Source organism: candidate division TA06 bacterium (genome assembly GCA_016235665.1).
Classification (GTDB): domain Bacteria; phylum Edwardsbacteria; class AC1; order AC1; family EtOH8; genus UBA5202.
On sequence record JACRJI010000006.1, the window covers coordinates 62,101 to 87,035 of the forward strand.

Consider the following 24,935-nt stretch of genomic DNA (forward strand, 5'->3'; position numbering starts at 1 on the left):
AAAACGGGAATTGGGGGATAGAAAAATGGCTTTGAATACTCTGGTGGTCGATGACAGTTCGGTGATGCGCACGATCATCATCAAAACCCTGAAGCTGGCCGGGCTGTCTTTAGGGGAAGTGCTGGAAGCCGGCAACGGCCAGGAGGGCTTGAAGCTACTAGAGGACAACTGGGTGGACCTGGCTCTGGTGGACATCCACATGCCGGTGATGGACGGCGAGGAGATGATAAACCGGCTTAGGAAGAACAAGGAATACCACGACCTGCCGGTGATCATCGTCAGCTCCGAAAGCGACAGCGCCAGGATAGAGATGCTGCAGAAAAAAGGCGCCACCTTTATGCATAAACCATTCACTCCGGAAACATTAAGAGAAGCCATAATAGAAGCTACGGGGGTGAGCCATGAAGACCAGAGTTGAAAACGCGCTCAAAGAAGCGGGGCTTAAGACCTTCGAAGGAATTTGCTTCATGTACCCGGTGCCCGAGTTAAAGGAGATCCAGGAAATGCTTCCCCTGGAGGCCGCCGCCGAGGTGAAATACCGGGGAGATTTTTCCGGACGGATGATGATCGAGACACGGGGCGGCCTGTTCCAGGCCATCGCGGTCAACATGCTTTCCAGCCAGGACCCGACCGGGGAGCAAAAGATGGACGCCCTGGGGGAGGTAGCCAACATCATCTGCGGGAATGTGATCCCGGCCCTGGGGGGTATCAGCCAGGGATACAGGATAGAAGCTCCGAGATGTATACCGTTGAACGAAGTTCAAAATAATCTTTTAGGAGAACCCCTGGTGTCAATGGTATTTAATTTGAACCAGGGCCGGGCCGATCTGAAATTTTATGTGGACGGGTATTATCCCGCCCCGGAGAAAAATACTTGATTAAAGTGCTGGTGGTCGACGACTCGGCCCTGGTCCGCAAGATACTGACCGAGGAGTTGACCAAACATAAGGACATAACGGTGGTGGGCAGCGCCATTGACCCCTACGTGGCCCGCGACAAGATAGTGCGCCTTAAGCCGGACGTCATCACTCTGGACCTGGAAATGCCCAGGATGGACGGGCTGTCATTTTTATCCAAGCTGATGCGTTATCATCCCCTGCCGGTGGTAGTGGTCAGCTCGCTTACCCCGGCCAACAGCCAGAACGCCATCAGGGCTTTGGAACTGGGGGCGGTGGATGTTATCTGCAAGCCCGGCTCCAGCCTATCTTCGCCGGACATTTCGCGGCAATTGGCCAATGCCATCAGGGCTGCCGCCAAGGCCCGGATCGCCGGTCCAGCACCCGAGACCGCCGAAGCGGCCGACCGGGGCCGGCCATACAATTTTTCGCTTAAAACGACCCATAAGGTCATTGCCGTTGGAGCCTCAACCGGTGGTACCATTGCCATAGAAACTTTGCTGAGGGATCTTCCTTCCAACATTCCCGGGTTAGTGATTGTCCAGCATATGCCGGAGCATTTTACCGCCACTTTTGCCCAGAGGCTGGATTCGATCTGCATGATCGAGGTCAAGGAGGCCGAGGACGGCGATGCCGTAGTACCGGGGCGGGCCCTGATAGCACCGGGCGGCCGCCACATGGTGCTGGAGCGAAGCGGGGCCTTCTACCAGGTCAGGATCAAGGACGGGCCCATGGTCCACCACCAGCGCCCCAGCGTAGATGTGCTTTTCCATACGGCGGCCAAGCAGGCCGGCGAGAATGCCATCGGAGTCATCCTGACCGGCATGGGGGTGGACGGGGCGGCCGGTCTGCTGGCCATGAAGGAAAGGGGGGCTTACACCATAGCCCAGGACGAGGCCAGCTCGGTGGTATACGGCATGCCGGGCGAGGCGGTCAAAATTGGGGCTGCCTGCCGGGAACTGCCCCTGTCCGGGATCGGCGCTAAAATACTTGAGTTTCTGACCGGCCCGGAACTGCAACCCGATAACAAAGCAATTTCCTAAAATAACATATAATCCTAAAAAACAACATGATCAAGATCCTTTTATATGATACGGCCCTTACAGAGTGGCCTTTGTTCGATGAAACACTTCCTTCAGCGAATTACGATCTCATCAAGCTCGGGACATTCTGCGAGGCGCACACCGCCTTGCTAACCGGCCATTATGACGTGTTGCTGCTGCGGGTGGGAAGGGAACAAACCCGGCAGATATGGAATCTGATAACCGATTACCAAAGCGTTACTCCCCTGGGTCCGGTGGTGCTGATCTACGATGAGATAACTGTTGACTCTTTGAACCACGCCCTATATTACGGGGTAAGGGATTGTCTGAAATTCAGCGACATCAGCACCACCCTGGGTTTCTCGGTCGGGATGACCCTGGACCGGTGCCGCGACCTGCAGGCCCGGATAGCCGGTCTGGAAAAACAGCGGTTCGAGGAACAGATCGACCGTCTGCAGAACGCCCTCTCACACGAGCTCAATAACATCTTTTCACTGCAGGATGATCTGAATAATTCAGGACAGCAGCTGTTGAGTGTACTGGTGAACGCCCTGGAGATAGCCGATCCCTATGTGCGGGGGCATTCCCAGCGGGTGGCCGCCCTGGCAAAGAAGATAGCCGGGCGGATGAACCAAGGCTACCTGATGTCACATGGGATCTTCGAGCTGGCCGGGCTGGAGACGGCGGCCCTGCTTCATGACATCGGCAAGCTGGGTATACCAGACAGTATTCTCAACAAACGGAAAAAACTTTCCGAGGCCGAATGGAAGCTGATCAAAAGACACCCGGTCATGGGGGCCGATATCGTGGCCAATATCGGGCATCTTAACGACATCGCCCCGGACATCAGGTCGCATCACGAACGGTGGGACGGAACCGGTTATCCCCAGGGCCTTAAGGGCCAGGATATCCCCATCAAGGCCAGAATACTTTCCCTGGCCGATGCCTTTGACGCCATGGTTTCGCCCAGAATTTACCGGGAGACCAGGCTGCTGCCGGAAGCAGTGGATGAGATAAAAAAAGGCGCCGGGACTCAGTTCGATCCCCAGGTGGTGGAGGGATTGCTTTGGGTGGCCGGGGATAAATGAAGACAATGAAATGCATTTAGAAATTAAGAATATCACTTAAGGGAGAAGATCAAAATGAACGAAGTTAAAAACAAAAAAAAATGCCCGGTGCTGGTGGTGGACGACTCCGAGTTCGTGGCCCGTCTTATGATCAAAATGCTGGATGAGACCGGTTATCAGGTGGTGGGGCACGCCAAGAACGGTCAGGATGCCCTGGCAAAGTACCGGGAACTTAATCCAGAGATAGTGACCATGGACATCATCATGCCCAGCATGGGCGGCATAGAGGCCATTTCCGAGCTGTTCAAGATAAACCGCCGGGCCAAGGTGCTGGTGGTCAGCGCCATGGGGCACGCCAACATCGTGGATCAGGCCATGAAGATCGGAGCCAAGCACTACATCCTTAAACCGTTTCAAAAAGAGGAATTTTTGAAGGCGGTGGACATAGTTCGTGATGCGGCTTAGAAGGAGAATGAAAATATGAAAAGCGATTTCGTCCATCCTTTCGTGGATGCCGCCGTCAAAGTGATGGAAGAGGCCACGGGGACCAGGGTCCGCCGCGGCAGCGTGGCACTGATAGCCTCGCCCATCTCCACCCTGGGGGTGGCCAGCATCATCGGGATACTGGGAGAGGCCGAGGGGCGGATGGTGATAGATCTCTCTCCCGAAACCGCCTGCAAGCTGGCCTCCAGCATGAACGGTCAGGAAATATCCGAATACGACGAACTGGTCACCTCCACCATCAACGAACTGGCCAACATGGTGGGCGGCCGGGCTGTTTCGGAACTGGTCAACCGGGGGCACCAGTTGGATATCACCCCGCCCACAATATTTACCGGCAGGGAAATGGAGGTATCCAACACTGAATTAGAAACTGTGGTCGTACCGCTGGAGACGGATTTCGGTCCGGTAATGTTGAACATTGCAGTCAGGATAAAATAACCTAAGGCTTTAATGTTCCGACTTATATAGCATTATCAGGGATGGCTTGTTTTCTTTTTTAAATCCTTGAAAAAAGAAAAGCCGCTGCATTAAACAGCGGCTTTCGCTTTGTCCCAAAAAACATTGTTGGAAGATATTGCTGAGTTGATCATTTCAGCGGTATGTTATAGGGGCTTGATTTCCGGAGCCCGGTATTGTATAGTTATTCTACGCTTAACCGGACGCGGTCAATACCGCAAATGCCACCATCAATATATTGTTATCATGTCCGCAGCCATAAGATATCAAACATCTCTGTTGTGGATCAATGACGGGGCCGCTCTCCGCCCTTATCCGGTCTGCCGCCGCAAGGCGGAAGTGCTTTGGCTGATGGGCCGCTGGCAGGAGACGGAGCCGGTCTACCGCCGCAACCTAGAATGGGCTGCGGCGGAACCGGCCCTGGCCGTCCAGAGCCTGAACGATCTGGGCTGGGTGCTTTCGCTGAGGGGCGGGGGCGATGAAGCTCTGGAGCTGTTCGGGCGGGCGGCGGTGATCAGTGAAAGGGCTGGCGACAAGGCCGGCCTGGCCTGCGCCCTGCGCTATTCCGGCAATGTCTTTCAGCGCCGGGGCGCCAGCGGCGAAGCGCTGGATCATTATCTCCGGGCCTTGGAGCTTTCCCGGCAGGCCGGGGATGAGACGGGCATGGCCGGCACGCTCAACAGCATCGCCAACATCGAGAGCCTTCGGGGCGACCATCCCGGCTCGCTGGCCCGCTACCAGCAGGCGCTGGAGATATTGGAACGCATCGGCAGCGCCTCCCAGCAGGCGGTGGTGATCGGCAACATCGGGGTGGTCTATTGCGAGATGCGGGAATTCGGTAAGGCTTTGGGGATGTTCCACCGGGCGGCAACGTTCTCCGCGTCCGCCGGCGATAAATTCCAGCACGCCGCCGCCCTGGGCAACATGACCTTGCTGCACACCCAGCTCGGCGAATATACGGTGGCCCAGGAAATGGCCGGGCAGCGGATCAAGATCGCCCGGGAGGTCGGCGACGAAAAGGGTCTGAGCGTCAGCCTGAACCACCTGGGGATCATCCATGCCGCCTTGAGGGATCACGGCAAGGCAGCAGACTACTTTGAACAGGCGATCGTCATCGCCCGCCGGCAGGGCATCCGTTATTTTCTCAAGGATTTTTTGATTCAATTGGCCGAGACCAGCATCGCGGTTGGCGACACCCTGAGGGCGGAGGCGGCCCTGGACGAAGCCCGGACGGTGGCGGCGGAGATCGGGGACGCTGCAGGCACGCTTAAATGCCGGAAGTTGGCTGCCGACCTAACAGCGCTTACCGATCCCGGCGCCGCCGCCGCCCAGTTGGAAGCGTTGTTGCCGGAGTCTTCCAACGAAGCGCTGACGGCCGACATCCATGACACACTGTTCGCCATAGGCCGGAGCCCGGAACATCGCGAGCAGGCGGCGGCGCTTTACCGCAAGTTGCATCTGCAGACGCAGGCAGTGGAGTATGCCGAGAAACTGGCCCGGCTTGATGCCTAAACTAGATCATTTGGAGTCTGGGAACGTTACAAAAGCCGCAGTGAAAACTGCGGCTTTTGTATATATAAAGCAGTACGCCCGGGAAGATTCTAACCTCTGACTTACAGATTGGTAATCAGTTGCTTTCTCCAATTGGGCTTTGGGTGCAAAAGAATAATGATCAAAGAGAGACTTTTAGCTACTTTTTGACTTTGAACTAACTTTATAATAGTTGAAAGTCTGATCCAGGTTTAACTTAATAACTTTGGAATGATAATCAGAGACTGATTATACCGATATTTGACTTTGAGTTATAGAAAATGATATAATATTGTAATAATGTCATTCAAAAATAAGTAATAGCACAATATTACAATAACGAGCATTAGATCCAGTTTGAAGCTTTACAATAGGCATATACGTAATTGATAAATAATTATTAAAAATAACATAGATCTCTAAAAATGAGACTGTAAAAAAATAATAAGATCACAGTAATAAAACGAGTAACATGATGATGAATAATAGCTTAACTAAAATTCTGCAATGTGTTTCAGACGAGAATAGGAAAGGAATTAATTATATAACCGGTGAATCCTCAGAAAGCTTTATTTCCTATAATCGTCTTTACCGCGTTTCGCTTTCAATGCTATATTGCCTGCAGCAGAGGGGCCTAAAAGCCGGGGATAAGCTGGTATTTCAAATTGAAGACAGCCAGGAATTCATTAATGTATTCTGGGCTTGCCAACTCGGCGGCATTATTCCTATTCCGGTCACTGTAGGGAATAATGACGAACATCGTTTAAAAGTATTTAAAATTAGCGATATACTTGGCTCCTGCCGTTTGATAGCGGTTAAAACCTGGGCAGAAAAAATGGGCAAGTTCGCCTCGGCCAGCGGTCTAGGCAATTCCTGGGAGAAAATAAAAGCAGATCTTATTTTACTGGAAGAACTTCAAACCGAGGCTCAGCCGGGTCTGATTGCCGGCATCAAGCCAGACGATACCGCTTTCATCCAATTTTCATCAGGTTCAACTTCTGATCCCAAGGGAATAATTCTGACCCACCGAAATCTGCAGATCAACATCGACGCCATGATCCGCGGCTCCAAACTGTCCTCCTCCGATTCCACCTTAAGCTGGATGCCGCTGACCCACGATATGGGTCTGATCGGATTCCATTTGGTGCCATTGGCTGCAGCCGCAAACCAGCACATCATACCCACCCAACTGTTCATCCGCCACCCAATGATTTGGATGGACAAGGCATGTAAGCACAAGGCCACGATACTTTCCTCGCCCAATTTCGGCTACAAACATTTCATGTCATCCTTCTCTCCGGAAAAGCACAAGGACTGGGATCTTTCGCATGTCCGTCTGATCTTCAACGGGGCCGAACCGATATCGGCCGAGATCAGCCGGACTTTTTTGCATAGCCTGGCCGGCGCCGGCCTCAAGGAGAACGCAATGTTTCCGGTATACGGTTTGGCCGAAGCCAGCCTGGCCGTGTCCTTCCCCCCGGTGGAGGAAGAACTAAAGCCGATTCAGGTTGACCGGGGATCGCTTAAGGTTGGCAAGCCTGTCAAAGAGATCAGTTCTAACGATGCCGTTAACGGCATGACCTTTGTCGATCTTGGCTCTCCGGTCGATGACTGCAATGTAATGATCAGCGATGATGACGAAAATGCCCTGGAGGAAAATGTTTTAGGCCACGTATTGATAAAGGGCGGCAATGTAACCAAGGGCTATTTCAACAACCAAGCGGCCACCGAGAAAACGATAAACCAAAAGGGATGGTTGGATACCGGAGATCTGGGATATTTGCGCAATGGCCGGCTGGTCATCACCGGCCGGGCCAAAGACATCATCTTTATCAACGGGCAGAACTACTATCCCCACGACATCGAACTGATAGCCGACGGCTTTGAGAGCATCAAACTGGGGGAGATAGCCGTATGCGGTGTATTCAACAAATCCGCGATGAAAGAGGAGGCGGTCATCTTCCTGCGGTCCAAAGCCGGTTTGGACAAGTTCGCACCGCTGGCGGTGAAATTGAAACAACATCTCAGCAAAAAACTGGGGTTCGAAGTGGGGGAGGTGGTCCCGGTAAAAGTCATACCCAAAACCACCAGCGGCAAGATCCAGCGCTACAAGCTGGGCCAGGCTTATGGTGCCGGCCATTATGACGACCTCCTGAAGGAACTCCGGGATATCATCGCACTGCAGGAAAAGGAACGAAGGATCGACCCCCCCAGGAATGATGGCGAAAGATCCCTGCACAGTCTTTGGAGGGAACTATTGGATAGGGAAGACATCAGCATCAATGACGACTTCTTTGCATTGGGCGGCGATTCCCTGAAGGCGGTACGGCTGGCGGCAGCTATCAAGCAAAGAATAAAAAAGGAGATAACAATTGATGAAATATTCGAAAATCCGACAATCACATCTTTAGCGTATCTGCTTGAAGCACGGCCGGGAAGCACATACACTCCGGTTCCCAAAGCTGAAATAAAAAAGCACTATCCTCTGTCGGCGGCCCAAAAACGTATCTTCATCTTGAGCCAGATGGACCCCGAAGACCTAAGCTACAACCTGCCGGCCGCCTTGATGATCGAAGGCCGGCTGGATCACGGGCTATTGGAGGATTGTTTTAGGAAGTTGATCGCCAGGCATCAGTTGCTCAGGGCATCCTACGGCATCATAGGCAACGAGCCCAGGCAGACCATACATGACGAGGTACCATTCCGGTTGGAAACCACCAAGGTTTTGGAAACGGACGTTCAATTTATTATCGAAGATTTCGTCCGCGCCTTCGATCTTAAAAGGGCACCATTGCTGAGAGCCAAATTACTGCAATTATCTGATGAAAAGAACCTCCTGCTCTTTGATATCCATCACCTGATCTCCGACGGCACCTCGCTGGGCATTCTGATCGGGGAACTTTCATCCCTATATCAGGGGCAGCCCCTGCCTGAGCCGGATTGCGAATATACCGATTATGTATCATGGCAGGAGGAAAGACAGAAAAGCGATGAATTCATGGCTTCCGGCAAATACTGGCTGGAAACATTCAGGGACGGAATTCCGGTGCTGGATCTGCCATCAGACAATCAGCGCCCTGCCAAACAAAGCCATCGGGGGAGCCGGTTGCATTTTACCCTGTCTTCGGAGGTTACTTTCCGGCTGAAGGAATTGGCCAGGGAAAACAGGTCTACTTTATACATGACCCTGTTGGCGGCCATAAGTGTGCTGCTGTCCCGGCACAGCGGGCAGCAGGACATGGTCATAGGATCTCCGGTAGCCGGCCGGGCTCATGACGACCTGAAGAAGACGGTGGGCATGTTCGTCAACACTCTGGCGTTAAGGTGCCGGCCGGAGGGTGAAAATAGATTTGCCGATTATCTTGAAGAAGTCAGCCGGATATGCTTTGAAGCATACAACCACCAGGAGTATCCCTTTGAAGAATTGGTGGAAAAAATAGTCAGAAACCGGGACCTGAGCCGGAATCCTCTTTTTGATGTAATGTTCACCCTGCAGAACATAGAACTGCCGGAATTTGATATTCCTGGTTTGAAGTTCAAACCGTACCGGTTTGAAAGAAGCACGGCCCAGTTCGATCTGACGTTTGAAGCCAGGGAGGAGCAGGGCGGGCTCAGCTTTACCCTTGAATACAACAGCCAGCTGTTCGAACGGGACCGTATCGAGAGGATGATCGGGCACCTGAAGAATATCCTGGAGGAGGTGACCAAAGACCCCGGGATAAAACTGTCGGAGATGGAGATCCTGCCGGAAGCCGAGAAACACCGGTTGCTGGTGGAGTTCAACGATACGGCTCTGGAGTATGACCGCAAAAGGACAGTAGTGGACCATTTCGAGGAAACAACCGCGATGTGCCCGGACAGGATCGCTTTGGCCTTCGCCGGCCAGGAGATGAGCTACAGAGAGCTTAATGATCGGTCCAACCTGATAGCCGGGGAACTGCGAAAGGCCGGAGTGGTCAGGGAGAGCATAGTGGGACTGATGGCCGACCGCGGCTTGGGGATGATGGCAGGATTGTTGGGGATTATGAAGGCCGGGGGTGCCTATCTGCCCATAGATCCGGTGTATCCTATAGACCGGATAGATTACATGCTGGCAGACAGCGGGGCCGGTTGGCTGGTGGGAGATGCGAACAACCTCGGCAGAGTGAAATATGCCGGGATCAATGTTCCGCTGGAGGGGCTGATGGCGTTGACAGGTGAGGCGGCCAACCCGGAGAGGGTCAGCCGCCCGGAAGATCCGGCTTATATCATCTACACCTCCGGCTCCACCGGCCGCCCCAAGGGAGTGATGGTAGAGCACAGGAATTTGACCAATTTTATCCTGGGGATGGACGACGTGATCAGTTTCAACCGGGAAAATACGATCCTATGCCTGACCACCATTTCGTTCGATATCTTTTTCCTGGAAAGCATCCTGCCGTTGACCTTGGGAATGAAAGTGATCGTGGCCGGTACAGAAAGCCAGCGCGATCCGCTGCTGCTAAGCCGCCTGGTAACGGAGAACAGGATCGGCCTGATGCAGATCACTCCTTCACGGCTTCAGATGCTCCTTGCCGACGAGGCCGGCGCCGGATGCCTGAAAAACGTCAAATGCCTGCTGGTGGGCGGGGAGGTCCTGCCGGCCGCCTTGCTGAAAGAAGCGCGAAAGCACACCAAGGCAGATATATTCAACATGTACGGTCCTACGGAGACCACCATTTGGTCCGCGGTGAAGAACCTGGGCGGGTCGGAAAAGGTCACCTTAGGCCGGCCCATAGCCAACACCAGGATATTTATCACAGGGAAAAACCGGCTTCAGCCGATAGGGGTTCCCGGGGAACTTTGGATCGGCGGGGAAGGCGTGGCCCGCGGATACGCCAATGCTCCGGAAATGACCGCAGACAGGTTCGTGACGTTCCCGCAGTACGATGCCTTGCCCATCTACCGGACCGGGGACCTGGCCAGGTGGCTGCCGGACGGAGAGATTGAGTTCCTGGGGAGGAACGACAACCAAGTGAAGGTCCGCGGTTACAGGGTCGAGCTGGGCGAGATAGAAGACAGGCTGGCGGAGTATCCTGGCATCAAAGAAGCGGCGGTGACGGTGCGAGAGGACGCCGGCGGGAACCAGATCCTCTGCGGCTATTATTCCGCCCTGCAAGGCATCCAGCCGCAGGAGATCAGGAAACACATGGCGCAAAGCCTGCCGGAATACATGGTCCCATCGCACCTGATGCAAATGCCGGCTCTTCCCCAGACCCATAACGGAAAGATAGACCGCAAGGCCCTGCCGGATCCTTCCGGTCAGGCCGAGGTAGACGCCAAGCTCCCGCCCCGGAATCCTATTGACGAAGGATTGGCAGACATATGGAAGGAACTGCTGGGTTTGGCGGAAATAGGGATCGACGATAATTTCTTCTGGCTGGGAGGGCACTCTTTAAAAGCCACCGTCATGGCATCAACCATCAGGAAGAAGTTCGGGGTGGAAGTGCCGTTGATCCGGATATTCGAACAGCCGACCATCAGGCAGATCTCGGATGCCATCGCCCAGGCCCGGACGGTGGCCAGGGAGGAGATACCGGCCGCCCCTGAAAGGGAAAGCTATCCGCTGTCGCCGGCCCAAAAACGGCTGTACGTATTGAATCAGTTCGAGAAAGATTCCACGGTTTACAATCTGCCGGCGGCATTTTGGGTGGATGGGGAACTGGACATGCTAAAGTTAAAAAATGCATTATTGGCCTTGATCGAAAGACACGACTCGCTGAGAACCTGCTTTGAGGTCAGGGAAGATCAGCCGGTCCAGATCATAGGAAAGAACGTTGACTTTGAGGTCGAGGATATTGCTGCAGGCGCAGATGGGATCGAAAATGCCATCCAGTGTTTCATCCGTCCCTTTGACCTGGGAAAGGCGCCGCTGATGCGGGTAGGACTGCTGAAGGAAGGGAACCGGAGCCTGCTGCTGTTCGACATGCACCACATCATCTCCGACGGGGAATCTCTGGGCCTGATCATCAAGGAAATATCAACCCTGTATCGCGGCCAGAAAAGTGAGGCTCTGCGGTTACAGTATAAGGACTATTCCGTTTGGCAGGAGACCCATATTTCCGGGGAGCAGGTGAAGGCGCAGGAAAAATACTGGCTGGAGAGGTTCAGCGAAGATGTGCCGTTGCTGGATCTGCCGTCCGATTTTACCAGGCCTTCGGTCCAGAGCTTCGAAGGGGACAGGGTGTCTTTCCGCCTGGATCCGCGGCTTTCCGGCAGCATCCGCCGGCTGGCCAGGGAAAACGGGGCGACCCTTTACATGACCTTACTGGCCGCCTATTCCATTTTGATTTCCCGATATAGCCGGCAGGAGGATCTGGTGGTCGGCACGCCGGTGGCCGGCCGGGCCCACGGCGGCCTGGATCAGCTGGTGGGGATGTTTGTCAACACCCTGGCCCTGAGAATCAAGCCGGAAGGAGGAAAAAGTTTCGGACATTTTTTGAACGATGTCAAGGCCTGTGTGATGGAGGCCACACAGAATCAGGATTATCCATTTGACCGGTTGGTGGAGAAATTGGCCATTCCCCGGGATGTCAGCCGGAATCCCCTGTTCGATGCGATGTTTGCCATGCAGGAGACGGATGATAGTAACATCGAATTCTCGGGCATAAGACTAAAGCCTTACCCGCTTAAGACCGGCATCTCGCAATTCGATCTGACAATGGATGCAGTTGATTCCCCGTCCGGCATACTGATCATTCTTGAATACAGCAGCAGGCTGTTCGGGCGGGATCGGATCGAGCGGATGGGAGATCATTTTAGGAATATCTTGGAGGAGGTCAGCCGGGATCCCGGCATAAAATTGTCGGAGATCGACATCCTATCCGAAGCAGAAAGGCGGAAGCTTTTGGTGGAGTACAACGGTGGCAGCCTGGAGTACGACCGCAAGCGGACGGTGGTGGAACAGTTTGAAGATCGGGCCGGGAGTCAGCCGGAAGATAAAGCCATAGTTTTCAACGGCCAGGAGATGAGCCATGGGGAGCTGAATAACAGAGCCAACCTGATAGCCGGTGAGCTGAGGGGCCTGGGGGTGACCAGGGAGAGCATAGTAGGATTGATAGCGGACAGGGGCTTGGGGATGATGGCGGGGCTGTTGGGGATATTGAAAGCCGGGGGCGCCTACCTTCCGATAGATCCGGAGTATCCGCTGGAGCGGATAGAGTACATACTCAAGGATAGCGGGGCTGGGTGGCTGTTGGGGGACGATGCCAGTCTGGCTAAGGTTGCCCATGAGGTAAGGAAAGTGGGTCTGAATGAACTGATGTCCAGAAGCGGGGAAGCGGCCAATCCGGAGAGGGTCAGCCGCCCTGAGGACCTGGCCTACATCATCTATACCTCCGGCTCCACCGGCAGACCCAAGGGGGTGATGGTGGAGCACCGGAACCTGAACGCCTATGTGCATAGTTTCCTCAATCAATGCGGCACCAGCGGCAGGGACGTGATGCTCCAGCAGGCATCCATCACGTTTGATACCAGCGTGGAGGAGATATTTCCCATTCTGTTGTCCGGGGGAAGGCTGGTGCTGGCTTCCAAGCAGGAGGTCAACGATACCGCCAGGCTGAAAGAGCTGATAACCAGGAATAATGTAACGGTGGTCAGCTGTTCCCCCCTGCTACTCAACGAACTCAACCAGCCGCCGGTGACAGGGTGTGTACAAACATATATCAGCGGCGGCGACGTTTTGAAATACGGACACATGTCCAACCTAACAGAGCGGGCCAGAGTCATCAACGGTTACGGACCAACCGAGACCACGGTGGCCGCCATCTTTTACCAATGCCGTGGGGATGAGCAGGGCGCGGTCCCCATCGGGCGCCCGATCGCTAACTGGCGGGCATATCTGGTAGATAAATACGGTAAGCCGGTCCCAATTGGGGTGCCGGGAGAGATCCTGCTGGGGGGCGAGGGAGTGACCCGGGGTTATCTGGGACGTCCCGAACTCACGGCGGAAAAGTTCATCCAGGACCCCTTCACCGGACGGGGCCGGTTATACCGGAGCGGTGACCTGGCCCGGTGGAGGACGGACGGGAATATCGAATTCCTTGGCCGGGCCGATCAACAGCTTAAAATCAGGGGATTCAGGATCGAGCCCGGGGAGATCGAGGCCAAACTGATGTCCCATCCTTCGATCAGCGAAGCAGCGGTGGCGGCCTTGGCCGGTGAAGATGGGAACAAGTATCTTTGCGCCTATATAGCATCCGGCCAGGAACTGACCGTGATGGAACTCAGGGAATACCTTTCGGGCGACCTGCCCGAATACATGATCCCGGCCCGGTTCGTTTGCCTGGATAAACTGCCGGTCACTTCTCACGGCAAACTGGACCGGAAAGCCTTGGAGAGACTGGATGGAAGGATGAGCCTGGGATCCCAGTACCTGGCTCCCTCGGGAGAGATGGAGTCCCGGCTGGCCGTGATCTGGCAGGAAGTGCTGGGGGTGGAGCAGGTGGGCGTCAACGACAACTTCTTTGCCCTGGGCGGGGATTCCATAAAAGCCATCCAGATAATGGCCCGGCTGGGGCGGCAGGGCTATGGTTTCGAGATGGCGGAGCTGTTCCGGGCGCCGACGGTCAGGGAACTGGCCCTGAACTGCAAAGCCTCCGGCATTCAGGCGGAGCAGGGTCCGGTGACCGGGGAGGTGCCGCTGACCCCGATTCAGAGATATTTCTTTGCCCGGAACTTCACCGACCGGCATCACTGGAACCAGTCGGTCATGCTTTCGGCCCGGGATGTTCTGGATGCCGCCCTGATAAAACAGGCCTTTGCTCATCTCATCGCACATCATGATGCTTTGCGGATGGTCTACCGCTTTGAAAATGACAACGTGATCCAGTATAACCAGGGAATGGAGCAGCATCTATTTTCCTTCAGAGAAGCTGACCTGCGCGGAGTGCTCGACATCAGAAAAGAGGCAGATGAGATTTCAGGCCAGATCCAGGCCGGACTGGACCTGGAAAGAGGTCCGCTGGTCTCTCTGGGATTGTTCCGGACAGATCAGGGGGATCACCTGCTGATAGTCATCCATCATCTGGCGGTCGATGGCGTTTCCTGGCGTATTTTACTGGAAGACCTGTCCATGCTCTATGACCAGCTCTTGAAAGGCGCTGCGGCCGGATTGCCGCCCAAAACGGTCTCCTTTAAAACCTGGGCGGAAAACCTTGACAAATACGCCCAAAGCAGCATGTTGCAGAGGGAGAAGGACCATTGGCAGGGCTTGGTCAAATGCGGAGCCCGGCAGTTGCCAAAGGACGGGCCAGCCGGGGATGACACCCAAGCCCAATCAGCGATCGAGGACTTCCAATTGACGGCAGACCAGACCGCAAAGCTGAATGGCCCGGCGCACCAGGCATACAATACAGAGATCAACGATCTGCTGCTGTCGGCCCTGGCCCTTGCGGTCCGGGAGTGGACCGGCTTAGACAGCATTGCCGTGAATCTGGAGGGGCACGGACGCGAGCAGGCTTTAGGGCCGCTGGACGTAAGCCGGACGGTGGGTTGGTTCACCAGCCAGTACCCGGTGATCTTGGAAATTCCGGGAAGCGGGGACCTGGGCTATATCATAAAAAGCATCAAGGAAAGCCTGAGAAATGTTCCCAACAAGGGGATCGGCTACGGCCTGCTGAGATACATGTCAAAGGCCAAAGCAGGCGAATACGACCTGACCCCGGAGATCAGCTTCAATTACCTGGGGCATTTTAACGATCACGGCAATAACGGCAAGTTCGGATTGTCAGAAATGCCGGCCGGGGCAATGCTGTCGCCGCGCTCGCAGCGGGATCATGCCCTCGACATCAATTGCTTGGTACTGAAGGGGCGGTTGACGGTCAAGGTAAGCTACAACCGGCAGCAGTACCGGGAGGAGACTATCGGCAGATTCCTGAAACATTTTTCCGGTAGTTTGAATTCCATTATCGGCCATTGCCTGGGGAAGGAGACCAGCGAATCCACCCCCGCCGACTACGGCGCCAAGGACCTTTCGATGGAAGAACTGGGAGATATTCTGGATATGGTGGATTCCATTTAGATTAAGGAGAAAATAGATGTCAAAAAAAGCCAAGGTACAAAAGATATATCCCCTGTCCCCGATGCAGGAGGGGATGCTTTTCCACCATCTGATGGACAAGCACCAGGACGATTATATCCTGCAGACCACACTGGATATAGAAGGCCAGCTCAACCGGGAACTCTTCGAAAAAAGCTTCAATCTTTTATTGGAGCGCCACGAAGTGCTGAGATCAGTTTTCATGCACGAAAAAGTGCAGAAGCCAAAGCAGGTGGTGCTGGAGAAGCGGGAGCTGAAGATAAACTATCTGGATGTTTCGGGAAGAAGCGCGGAAGAGACCGGCAATCTGGTCAAAAACACCGAGGCCGGTGACCGGGCCAGGGGCTTCGATCTGACCAAGGATGTGCTGATGCGGGTGACGGTCCTGGTCAAAAGCCCTTCTTCCTTCACCGTGATCTGGAGCTACCATCACATATTGATGGATGGCTGGTGCTTCGGGGTCATTGTCTCGGAGCTGTTGGAAACATACCGGGCGCTGGTCAAGGGGCTTTCTCCGGCCCTCTCCGCCGTACCTCCGAACGGCAGGTACCTGGAGTGGCTGGACAAGCAGGACCGGGAACAGGCGCTGGCCTATTGGAAGGATTATCTCGGCGATTACGAGAACGTAGCCTCGCTTCCACAGATCTCCTCAGTTCAGGATCAGGGCTTTGGGGAGGTCAATCTCGTCCTGGACCGGTCCCATACGGAGATGCTTTCCGATCTGTCCCTAAAGCACGGGACCACGGTCAGCACCGTGTTTCATACGGTCTGGGGGCTGCTTTTCCAGCGATATTGCAATCTGGACGATGTGGTCTTTGGTTCGGTGGTCTCGGGCCGGCCGGCCGAGGTGGAAGGAATAGAAAAAATGGTGGGGTTGTTCATCAACACCTTGCCGGTGCGTTTGCAGAACAGTAAAGGACTTAAATTCAGTGAAGCCTTGAGTTCTGTCGGGAGATCCATGATCGGGGCGGAAAAACACAGTTTTGTCCAGTTGTCGGAGATACAGTCTTTGACCGAGGTAAAAAACAACCTGTTCGATCATATCCTGGTTTTCGAGAATTACCCGCTGGACCGGAGCATCAAGGAACTCAACCTGGGAAAGGAGATCGGGTTCCGGATCACCGGAGTGTCGGCCCAGGAGAGAACCCATTACAAGCTGACGGTAATAGTGTTTCCCGGCCCCCTGATGACGGTCAAGCTGGTTTATGACCGTTCGGCCGTTGGCGAGGATTTCATACAAAAGATCGGTGGCCACTTGGACAAGGTGCTGGAAGCGGTGCACGCGGACCAGGAGATGCCGGTGGATCTGGTCGATATGCTTACCGACGATGAAAAAGACAGGGTGTTGAACCTGTATAATGATACCCGGGCCGAATATCCCAGCCACATGACCATTCCGGAATTATTTGAGGAACAGGTCAAGAAAACTCCCCACCATATAGCCGTTTCGTACGAAGGACGGCATCTGACCTATCACGAGCTCAATGAAAGAGCAAACCAACTGGCCGGCAAGCTGAGGGACAAGGGGGTAAAGCCCGGCACAGTGACGGCAGTGATGCTGGACCGTTCGATCGAGATGATCGCCGGCATCCTGGCGGTGATGAAGGCCGGCGGGGCCTTCCTTCCGATCGATCCGGAATGCCCGGAGGAGCGCCTGTCTTATCTGCTGGAGGATAGCGGGGCCGACATCATCCTTTCGCTGGGGCATCTTTTCAGGAAGATACATTTCAAGGGCCAGGCCATCAATCTCGAAGACAGGGAGCTCTATTCCGGAAGCGGACTGAACCGGGCTCCGGGGTGCCGGCCCGGCGACCTGCTATACATCATCTACACCTCGGGCACCACAGGAAAACCAAAAGCGGTGATGCTGGAGCACCGGAACATGGTGAATCTGGTCTGCTTCCAGTATCAAAAGACCAACATCGATTTTACCGGCAATGTAATGAACTTCATCACCGTGAATTTCGATGTCTGCTATCAGGAGATATTCTCCACCCTGCTGGCCGGAGGGCGGCTTTTCGTGATCGATGACGCCAAGAAGCGCGATATCAAGAGGCTGATGAGTTTCATCGGAGAGAACAATATCAGCGTAGTTTTTTTCCCCACCTCCTTCCTGATCTTCCTGACCGGCGAGCAGGAATACCTTGATCTGCTGCCTGGGTGCATCAGGCATATCATAACTGCCGGGGAACAGCTGATCGTCAGGGAATCATTCCGGGAATACCTTAAAAGGAACGAACTGCATCTGCACAACCATTACGGACCTTCCGAGACCCATGTGGTCTCCACTTACGTGATATCGCCCGGAGGGCCGATCCCGGAGTTGCCGCCGATCGGCTTGCCGGTAAGCAATACAAGGCTGTACATCATGAACCGCGGCCTGAAGCTTCAGCCTTCGGGAGTGGCCGGAGAACTGTACATATCCGGCGACTGCGTGGGGAGGGGATATTACGGGCGAGACGAGCTGACCAGTGAAAAATACCTTCCTGATCCCTTCTATGAGGGCCAAACGATGTACCGCACCGGTGACATGGTACGGCGCCTGCCGGATGGGAATATAGAGTATCTGGGACGCATGGACAACCAAGTCAAGATCCGCGGGTTCAGGATAGAACTGGGAGAGATAGAAAGCCAGCTGATGGCGCATCCGGACATCAAAGATGCGGTGGTGCTGGCCAAGAAGGATCAATTGGGCGGCAAATTCCTTTGTTCTTATGTGGTGGCGCCTAATTCCCTGCATACGGACGCGTTGAGGGAGTTTTTGGCAAAGGAACTGCCGGATTACATGATACCCTCGTATTTTGTACATATCGAAAAAATGCCCTACCGCCCCAACGGAAAAGTCGATTGGCACCGCCTTCCAGAATGCCAGGCCAACCTGAGGGAAGAGGTGGAGTTCGTGCTTCCCGCCAATGTTACCGAACAGCGCCTGGCCGACATCTGGAAGGAGATACTTTCTGTGGGAGTGGTGGGGGTCAGGGACAATTTCTTTGAACTGGGAGGACATTCCCTCAAGGCCATGTCGCTGGTATCGCGGATCAACAAGGAATTTAGCGTGGATGTCCCGATAAGGACGGTCTTTAAAATGCCTACGGTCAGGGAATTGTCAGATTACATCCGTAAAGCAAAGGAATCGATATTCACCGCGATAGAACCCATTCCGGAAAAGGAGCATTATCTTCTGTCGTCAGCCCAGACCAGGATATTTGTGCTGAACCAATTTGATAAAAGAAACACCAATTACAATATGCCGGCCCTGCTCCGGATAGACGGTGTGCTGGACCGGGACCGGCTGGAGCAGGCCTTTGTGAAGCTGATCGCCCGGCACGAGTCGCTCCGGACCTCCTTTGAAATGATAGACGGGGTGCCGGTACAGCGGGTGCATAGGCAGTCGTCATTTGCCATCCAGTATCAAGAAGCGGAAGAAAGAGAGATCGATGGGATCGTTGATCGCTTTATAAAACCATTTGATCTGAACCTGGCTCCGCTTATCAGAGTGGGGTTGGTAAAGACGGCAGATTGCCAGCATTTTCTGCTGTACGATATGCACCACATAATATCGGACGGCATGTCGCTGAAAATACTCGTCAAAGACATGGCCGCGGCCTATCGGGGGGCAGAACTTCCTCCGCTCCGCTTGCAATACAGGGGTTATGCCTGCTGGCAGCAGGAAGCACTGAAATCCCAGGAGATCAAGAAACAAGAGGAATACTGGAAAAATATCTTTGCCGGCGAGATCCCGGTGCTTGATCTGACAACCGATTTCACACGACCGGTGGTCCAAAGCTTCGAAGGCGGACAGTTGTCTTTTGAATTAGAACCTGAACTGACCTTCAAACTCAGGGAATTAGCGGCTGAGGAGGGGGCCACACTGTATATGGCGCTGCTGGCGATGTGGGCCTGGCTGCTTTCGAAGTACACGGGGCAGCACGATATTGTGATCGGATCGCCTATTGCCGGCCGCCGTCATTCCGACCTGGAGGGGATCATTGGAATGTTTGTGAACACCCTGGCCCTTAGGGTCAGGCCCGAAAGGCATATGACCTTCCGGGAGTTTCTTGGGGAAGTGAGGCAGAATATGATCGGGGCTTATGAAAATCAGGACTGCCAGTTTGAGGAACTGGTGGAGAAACTGGGGGTACCCCGGGACCTAAGCCGCAATCCGTTGTTCGATACCATGTTCACATTGCAGAAGGACTCGGTGGATGAGGCTGCAACCGGGGGACTAAGCATCAGGCCATTACCCCTGAAAAGCGGATCGTCGAAGTTTGATCTCAGCCTGCTGGGGATAGAGAGGAATGACCGGATCATTTTTGAATTGGAATATTGTGCCAGGCTGTTCCGCCAAGATACGGTAGGAAGGATCAGGGACCATTTTCTGAACATCATTAAGGAGGCTGCGGCCGACCCTGATGTAAAACTGTGCCAGGTCGGGATGACAAGCCAAGGGGAGAGAGAGCAGATTCTTAGTAGGTTCAATCCTGGGCCGTCCGCTCCGGCAGGGGGCTCGACTCTCGACCGGATGTTCGGGGAACAAGCCCGGCAGACCCCCGAAAACATCGCCCTGGTATGCGGGGAACGCCAAGTAACCTATGCCGAGCTGAACGGCATGGCCAGCCGGTTGGCCCGGCGGCTACTGGAAAAGGGGGCTGGGCCGGAAACCATTGTAGGGATGGTGATGGACCGGTCAATCGGGATGATCGCCGGCATTCTGGGGATACTGAAGGCAGGCGGGGCTTATCTGCCGCTGGACCCGGAACTGCCGGAGGAACGTATTGTGAATATCCTGGATGACGCCGGGGCCGCAATAGTTTTAACCCAGGAACATCTGGCAGCCAAGGTGAAATGCCGGTGCGAGAAGTTAATAGTGGACGAGCAGGTGTTATGCACCGGCGAATCAGATGTTGCTGGCACGGCAGCGGGGCCGCAGAACCTGGCATACGTGATCTACACTTCGGGCTCCACCGGCAAGCCAAAAGGAGTGATGGTGGAACACCGGTCGATAGCCAACACCATCGGCTGGCGCATCAAACACTACGGTTTTTCTCCGGCCGATGCCGTGCTCCAGGTCCCTTCCTATTCCTTCGACAGCTCGGTGGAAGATATATTCTGTCCGTTGCTTTCCGGGGCCAGGTTGGTGCTGATGGATCCCGGCAAAAGGCTGGATATCAGCTATCTGGAAGGCATCATAGATGCTCAGCGGATAACCCATTTTCTTATAACGCCCGGGTTGTATCAAACGCTGCTCGATGGTTTTAGGGGCCGCCCCGGCAATCTCAAGTTCGTCACCCTGGCCGGTGAACATTTTACCGAAGATCTGGTCAAAAAGCATTTTAAGAGATACCCCGGAGTCCGGCTGTTCAATGAATACGGACCAACCGAAAACAGCGTTTGCAGCACCGCCTACGAGTTCGATAAGGAGGATATCCGGATGCTTATCGGACGGCCTATTGAAAATACCAAGTGCTACGTGCTGGGGGAAGGGGACAGCCTGCAGCCAGCCGGGGTTAAAGGAGAACTATGTCTGGCCGGGAGCGGGCTGGCCCGGGGTTACCTGAACCGGCCCGAACTTACCGGACAGCGCTTCATTCCCGATCCTTTTGCCGGCGGGCTGATGTACCGGACCGGCGATCTGGCACGGTGGATGCCAGACGGCAATCTGGAGTTCCTGGGCCGGGCGGACGGACAGGTGAAGATCAGGGGATTTAGGATAGAACTGGGCGAGATAGAGTCGCAGATGACCGCGGCTGGGGACATTTCCAAGGCATTGGTGGCGGACCGGACCGATGAGAGGGGGAATAAATACCTCTGTGGATATTACGTATCGGAAAAGGAATTTCCGGCATTTGAGCTGAGAGAACGCCTGGCCAAGATCCTTCCGGAGTACATGGTTCCGCAGTATTTCATCAAGTTGAAGGAGATTCCCCTGACCAGCCGGGGCAAGGTTGACCGCCGGGCCCTGCCGGACCCGGTTCCTAACCAGGGTCAAGGGACAGAGTATTCCGGGCCCCGGAACGATCTGGAAGAAAAGATTGCCGGTATTTGGGAGGACATCTTCGGGCTGGAGCAGATAGGGATCAACGACAATTTCTTCGCCCTGGGCGGGCATTCGCTCAAGGCCATGCAGGTCGTGAACCGAATCCGTCATGAATTGAGCCTTGAGATGGAGCTGCATCAGATATTCCAGAATCCAACAGTGGCCGGACTGGCCAGAGTGCTACAGGAAGGGGAGTCAAAAGCCTGTCACAACATTGAGAAACTACCGCTGGCAGATTACTACCAGCTATCCTATAACCAGAAAAGACTTTGGATAATCAACCAGAGGGATCCCGGCAGCCCCGCTTACAATATGCCGGGCAGGGTCACTTTGGAACATAAGGTGGATCCGCAGCATATCCTGGCGACGATTGAAGAGCTTACCAGGCGTCATGAGGGCTTGCGTACCAGCTTTGCCACAGTCAACGAAGAGCCGGTTCAGGAGATCAGCCAGGAAAACCGGGTGCATTTTGAGGTTGAGGACATATCGGGAAAACCAGAAAAGGAGGTTCTGCGGGAGAGGATATTCGAAAAGTTTTCATGCCAGACATTTGACCTGTCTTCGTCACCGCTGCTCAGGGTAAAACTGATAAAACTGGGTGATGAATTATATGATCTGACCTTCGTGATGCACCATATCATCAGCGACGGTTGGTCCATGGAGATATTGCAGCGCGAGTTCTATCAAATCTACGAAAGCATAAAGCAAGGCCGAGAGCACGGCCTGGAACCGCTGCCTGTTCAGTACAAAGATTATGCCGCCTGGCATAATACAATGCTGGAGTCGGAAAAAATGCAGATGGCGCTGGAGCATTGGAGGAGCGTATTAAGCGGCAATGTTCCGGCTCTGGAATTGCCCCGGGATAACGGGCCTGCGGCAAATGGTGAAAGCGCAGGTTACCGGATGGTGCTGAAACAGGAAACAGTGCATTCCCTGAAGGAACAGGCCGGGGCCAGCAACGCCAGTCTTTTCATGGTCCTATTGACAGGATTCAACATCTGGATGTCCAAGCTCACCGGTCAGGAAAGAGTACTGATTGGAATGGCTTCATCCGGACGGGAGCACCAAAATCTTAAAAACGTCCTGGGGTTCTTCATTAACACTGTGGTTCTGAGCAATAAGATCGAAAAGGATCTGACCTTTACAAAACTGACCGGGATGGTCAGGAATGAGACTTTAAAAGCCCTGGAATACCAGAGTTATCCCCTGGAACTGGTGGTGGATAAACTAAAAACGGGTTATCCGCAGATATCCGTCTTTCTCAACATGCTCAACCTGGGGCAGGGGGATAACGGTATTTTAGATGACACTGGAAGCTACCACCTGAAAAAAGTACAAGATACGAAATTCGAATTGGTATTCTATTTCACCGAGTATGCCAACGGAGTGGAGGTGAACTGCAACTACCAGAAAAACGTGTTCAAGCCGGAGACGATTCAGTACATCTGCGATCAATATCAAGGGCTGCTGGATAGGATCGCCAGAGACCCGGGCAAAAAAGCACATGAATATTTTGAAATAAAAAAGAAGCTGATAAGGAAATAAGACATGCTTGTCAAATCATTTCAAGAGATAGTAAATAAATATGGAAATAAACCGGCCATAAAAACGGCCGCCGTTGAGCACAGTTTCCACGATGTCAGTAATGGCTCAGACAGGATCGCTGCAGCTATATTATCCAGGCAGGTCATATCAGACATGTCGGGCAAACCCGGAGTGGTCTCTCTGCTTTTCGGGCACGGGGCTGGGATGATTCTTTCGTTGCTGGGCGTTATAAAGTCAGGTAATGCCTACGTGCCGCTGGATATAAATTACCCAGTCAAAAGGTTGGAATACATACTTGAAGACTCCGATACTTGGCTGATAGTGACAGATAACGGAAATATCGGACTGGCGGAAAAACTGTCGGCAAAATCCTGCGGAAGGATACAGACGCTTAATGTTGATACCATTGGGAAATGTGATATTTCCGGGCAAACGGAAAGGAAAATACTGGAAAATGAAACGGCGTATATAATTTACACTTCCGGTTCCACCGGAAAACCCAAGGGTGTCTACCAAAGCCACCGGAACATAAATCATTTCATCGGTAATTACGCCAAAGACCTGAAAATCACCCACCAAGACCGGCTGACCATGATCTCGGCCTTCAATCACGATGCGGCGGTGATGGACGTCTATGCGGGTTTGCTGACGGGAGCCACACTATTCCCGCTGGATGTAAGGACGCAACTTAACGATATTGATATTGCAGATTGGCTGAAGAAAGAGAAAATATCAATCTATCATTCAGTTCCCACCTTGTACCGCCATTTCGTGGGCGGGTTCGATGAAAAAACCGACTTCCCTGATCTGCGGCATATAGTTTTGGGCGGCGAAGCAGTGGTGGAGCAGGACATCAAGGCTTTCAGAAGGTATTTCCCCGGCGCGACATTGATGAACCTTTACGGCCAGTCAGAATCATCCTACAATTCAGGGCACTTCATCGCTCACGATACCAGCTTGAACAAGGTAACACTGGGAAAGGTCACCGGGAATACCAGCATTCTGGTGGTGGACGAACAGGGCGTGGAGGTGGCGCCGCTGGGGGTCGGGGAAATCGTAGTGAACAGCGATCATGTGGCGTTGGGATACTGGAAGGACCCGGAAAGGACAGAAAAGTACTTTACCCGGGACGAAGAACTGGGTAAACTGTACTGGACCGGCGATCTAGGACGGTTACAACTGGACGGAAGCATCGAATTCATGGGGCGGAAGGACTTTCAGGTGAAGATCCGGGGATTCCGGGTCGACCTGGGGGAAATTGAAAGCCGCCTGCTGTCGCATCCCCTGGTGAAACATGCGGCCGTTATCGTGAAGCAGGACGATGAAGATAACAGCTATTTATGGGCCTATCTAACCGCCAAGGGCCAGCTGACCGACGGGGAATTACGGGATTATTCCGCTGAGGAACTGCCGGATCATATGGTGCCTTCATATTTCATAATACTGGACGAGATGCCGCTGACTTCTACTAATAAGATCGACCGTCACAAACTCAAACAAATACAACACGAACGTCAGGCCGGCAAGACGATTCTTTCTCCCCGGGATGAGACCGAAGCAAAGTTGTTGGATATTTGGCAGGGCGTGCTGTCGGTCAAAGAGATAAGCATCAATGATAATTTTTTCGAGCTCGGCGGACATTCTCTCAAAGCGATCACCCTCTCCAGCCGGGTCCACCGGGAACTGGGGAAGGAACTGCCGTTAAGGAAGATATTTGAGCAACCGACGATCGAGGGACAAGGGCGGTACCTGAAGGAACAGGGTACCGGTGGTTATAGCGGGATAGAGGTGGTGGGCAAG

General features: G+C 53.8%; 10 protein-coding genes. All 10 read left to right on the top strand.

All coding sequences use genetic code 11. The features are described from left to right. Positions 1 to 25: 25 nt before the first annotated feature. Entirely contained in the window at positions 26 to 418 is a 393-nt protein-coding gene (locus tag HZA73_02630; protein MBI5804923.1) for a response regulator, read from the top strand. Beyond that, positions 402 to 878 carry a chemotaxis protein CheX gene (locus HZA73_02635; GenBank protein ID MBI5804924.1) on the top strand — a complete coding sequence of 159 codons (477 nt, stop codon included), beginning with the start codon at positions 402 to 404 and terminating at the stop codon, positions 876 to 878. The genes HZA73_02630 and HZA73_02635 overlap by 17 nt, the downstream gene beginning before the upstream one ends. After that, positions 875 to 1,939, top strand: a complete 1,065-nt coding sequence (locus HZA73_02640; protein MBI5804925.1) for a chemotaxis response regulator protein-glutamate methylesterase — start codon at positions 875 to 877, stop codon at positions 1,937 to 1,939. Before HZA73_02635 ends, HZA73_02640 begins: the two co-directional genes overlap by 4 nt. 26 nt (positions 1,940 to 1,965) lie before the next feature. Next, positions 1,966 to 3,027 carry an HD-GYP domain-containing protein gene (locus HZA73_02645; GenBank protein ID MBI5804926.1) on the top strand — a complete coding sequence of 354 codons (1,062 nt, stop codon included), beginning with the start codon at positions 1,966 to 1,968 and terminating at the stop codon, positions 3,025 to 3,027. Between the two features lie 54 nt (positions 3,028 to 3,081). Beyond that, complete coding sequence (locus HZA73_02650) at positions 3,082 to 3,471, top strand: response regulator (protein MBI5804927.1); 390 nt, start codon at positions 3,082 to 3,084, stop codon at positions 3,469 to 3,471. Positions 3,472 to 3,486: 15 nt separating this feature from the next. Continuing rightward, positions 3,487 to 3,948, top strand: coding sequence for a chemotaxis protein CheX (locus HZA73_02655; GenBank protein MBI5804928.1), 462 nt, complete (start codon positions 3,487 to 3,489; stop codon positions 3,946 to 3,948). A 264-nt stretch (positions 3,949 to 4,212) separates the two neighbouring features. After that, a complete protein-coding gene (locus HZA73_02660; protein ID MBI5804929.1) occupies positions 4,213 to 5,478 on the top strand; it encodes a tetratricopeptide repeat protein in 1,266 nt (421 codons plus the stop codon). Between the two features lie 496 nt (positions 5,479 to 5,974). Next, positions 5,975 to 15,535, top strand: coding sequence for an amino acid adenylation domain-containing protein (locus HZA73_02665; GenBank protein MBI5804930.1), 9,561 nt, complete (start codon positions 5,975 to 5,977; stop codon positions 15,533 to 15,535). 16 nt (positions 15,536 to 15,551) lie between these two features. Beyond that, on the top strand, positions 15,552 to 23,135 hold the full coding sequence (locus HZA73_02670) for an amino acid adenylation domain-containing protein (GenBank protein ID MBI5804931.1): 7,584 nt from the start codon (positions 15,552 to 15,554) through the stop codon (positions 23,133 to 23,135). Positions 23,136 to 23,138: 3 nt separating this feature from the next. Continuing rightward, positions 23,139 to 24,935: non-ribosomal peptide synthetase (locus tag HZA73_02675; GenBank protein MBI5804932.1), on the top strand; the 1,797-nt coding region annotated here is incomplete at its 3' end.

What these genes read in the sequence shown, in the direction of transcription:
- HZA73_02630 (MBI5804923.1), top strand. Translation starts at nt 26, where the DNA reads ATGGCTTTGAATACTCTGGTGGTCGATGACAGTTCGGTGATGCGCACG.
- HZA73_02635 (MBI5804924.1), top strand. Translation starts at nt 402, where the DNA reads ATGAAGACCAGAGTTGAAAACGCGCTCAAAGAAGCGGGGCTTAAGACC.
- HZA73_02645 (MBI5804926.1), top strand. Translation starts at nt 1,966, where the DNA reads ATGATCAAGATCCTTTTATATGATACGGCCCTTACAGAGTGGCCTTTG.
- HZA73_02650 (MBI5804927.1), top strand. Translation starts at nt 3,082, where the DNA reads ATGAACGAAGTTAAAAACAAAAAAAAATGCCCGGTGCTGGTGGTGGAC.
- HZA73_02655 (MBI5804928.1), top strand. Translation starts at nt 3,487, where the DNA reads ATGAAAAGCGATTTCGTCCATCCTTTCGTGGATGCCGCCGTCAAAGTG.
- HZA73_02660 (MBI5804929.1), top strand. Translation starts at nt 4,213, where the DNA reads ATGTCCGCAGCCATAAGATATCAAACATCTCTGTTGTGGATCAATGAC.
- HZA73_02665 (MBI5804930.1), top strand. Translation starts at nt 5,975, where the DNA reads ATGAATAATAGCTTAACTAAAATTCTGCAATGTGTTTCAGACGAGAAT.
- HZA73_02670 (MBI5804931.1), top strand. Translation starts at nt 15,552, where the DNA reads ATGTCAAAAAAAGCCAAGGTACAAAAGATATATCCCCTGTCCCCGATG.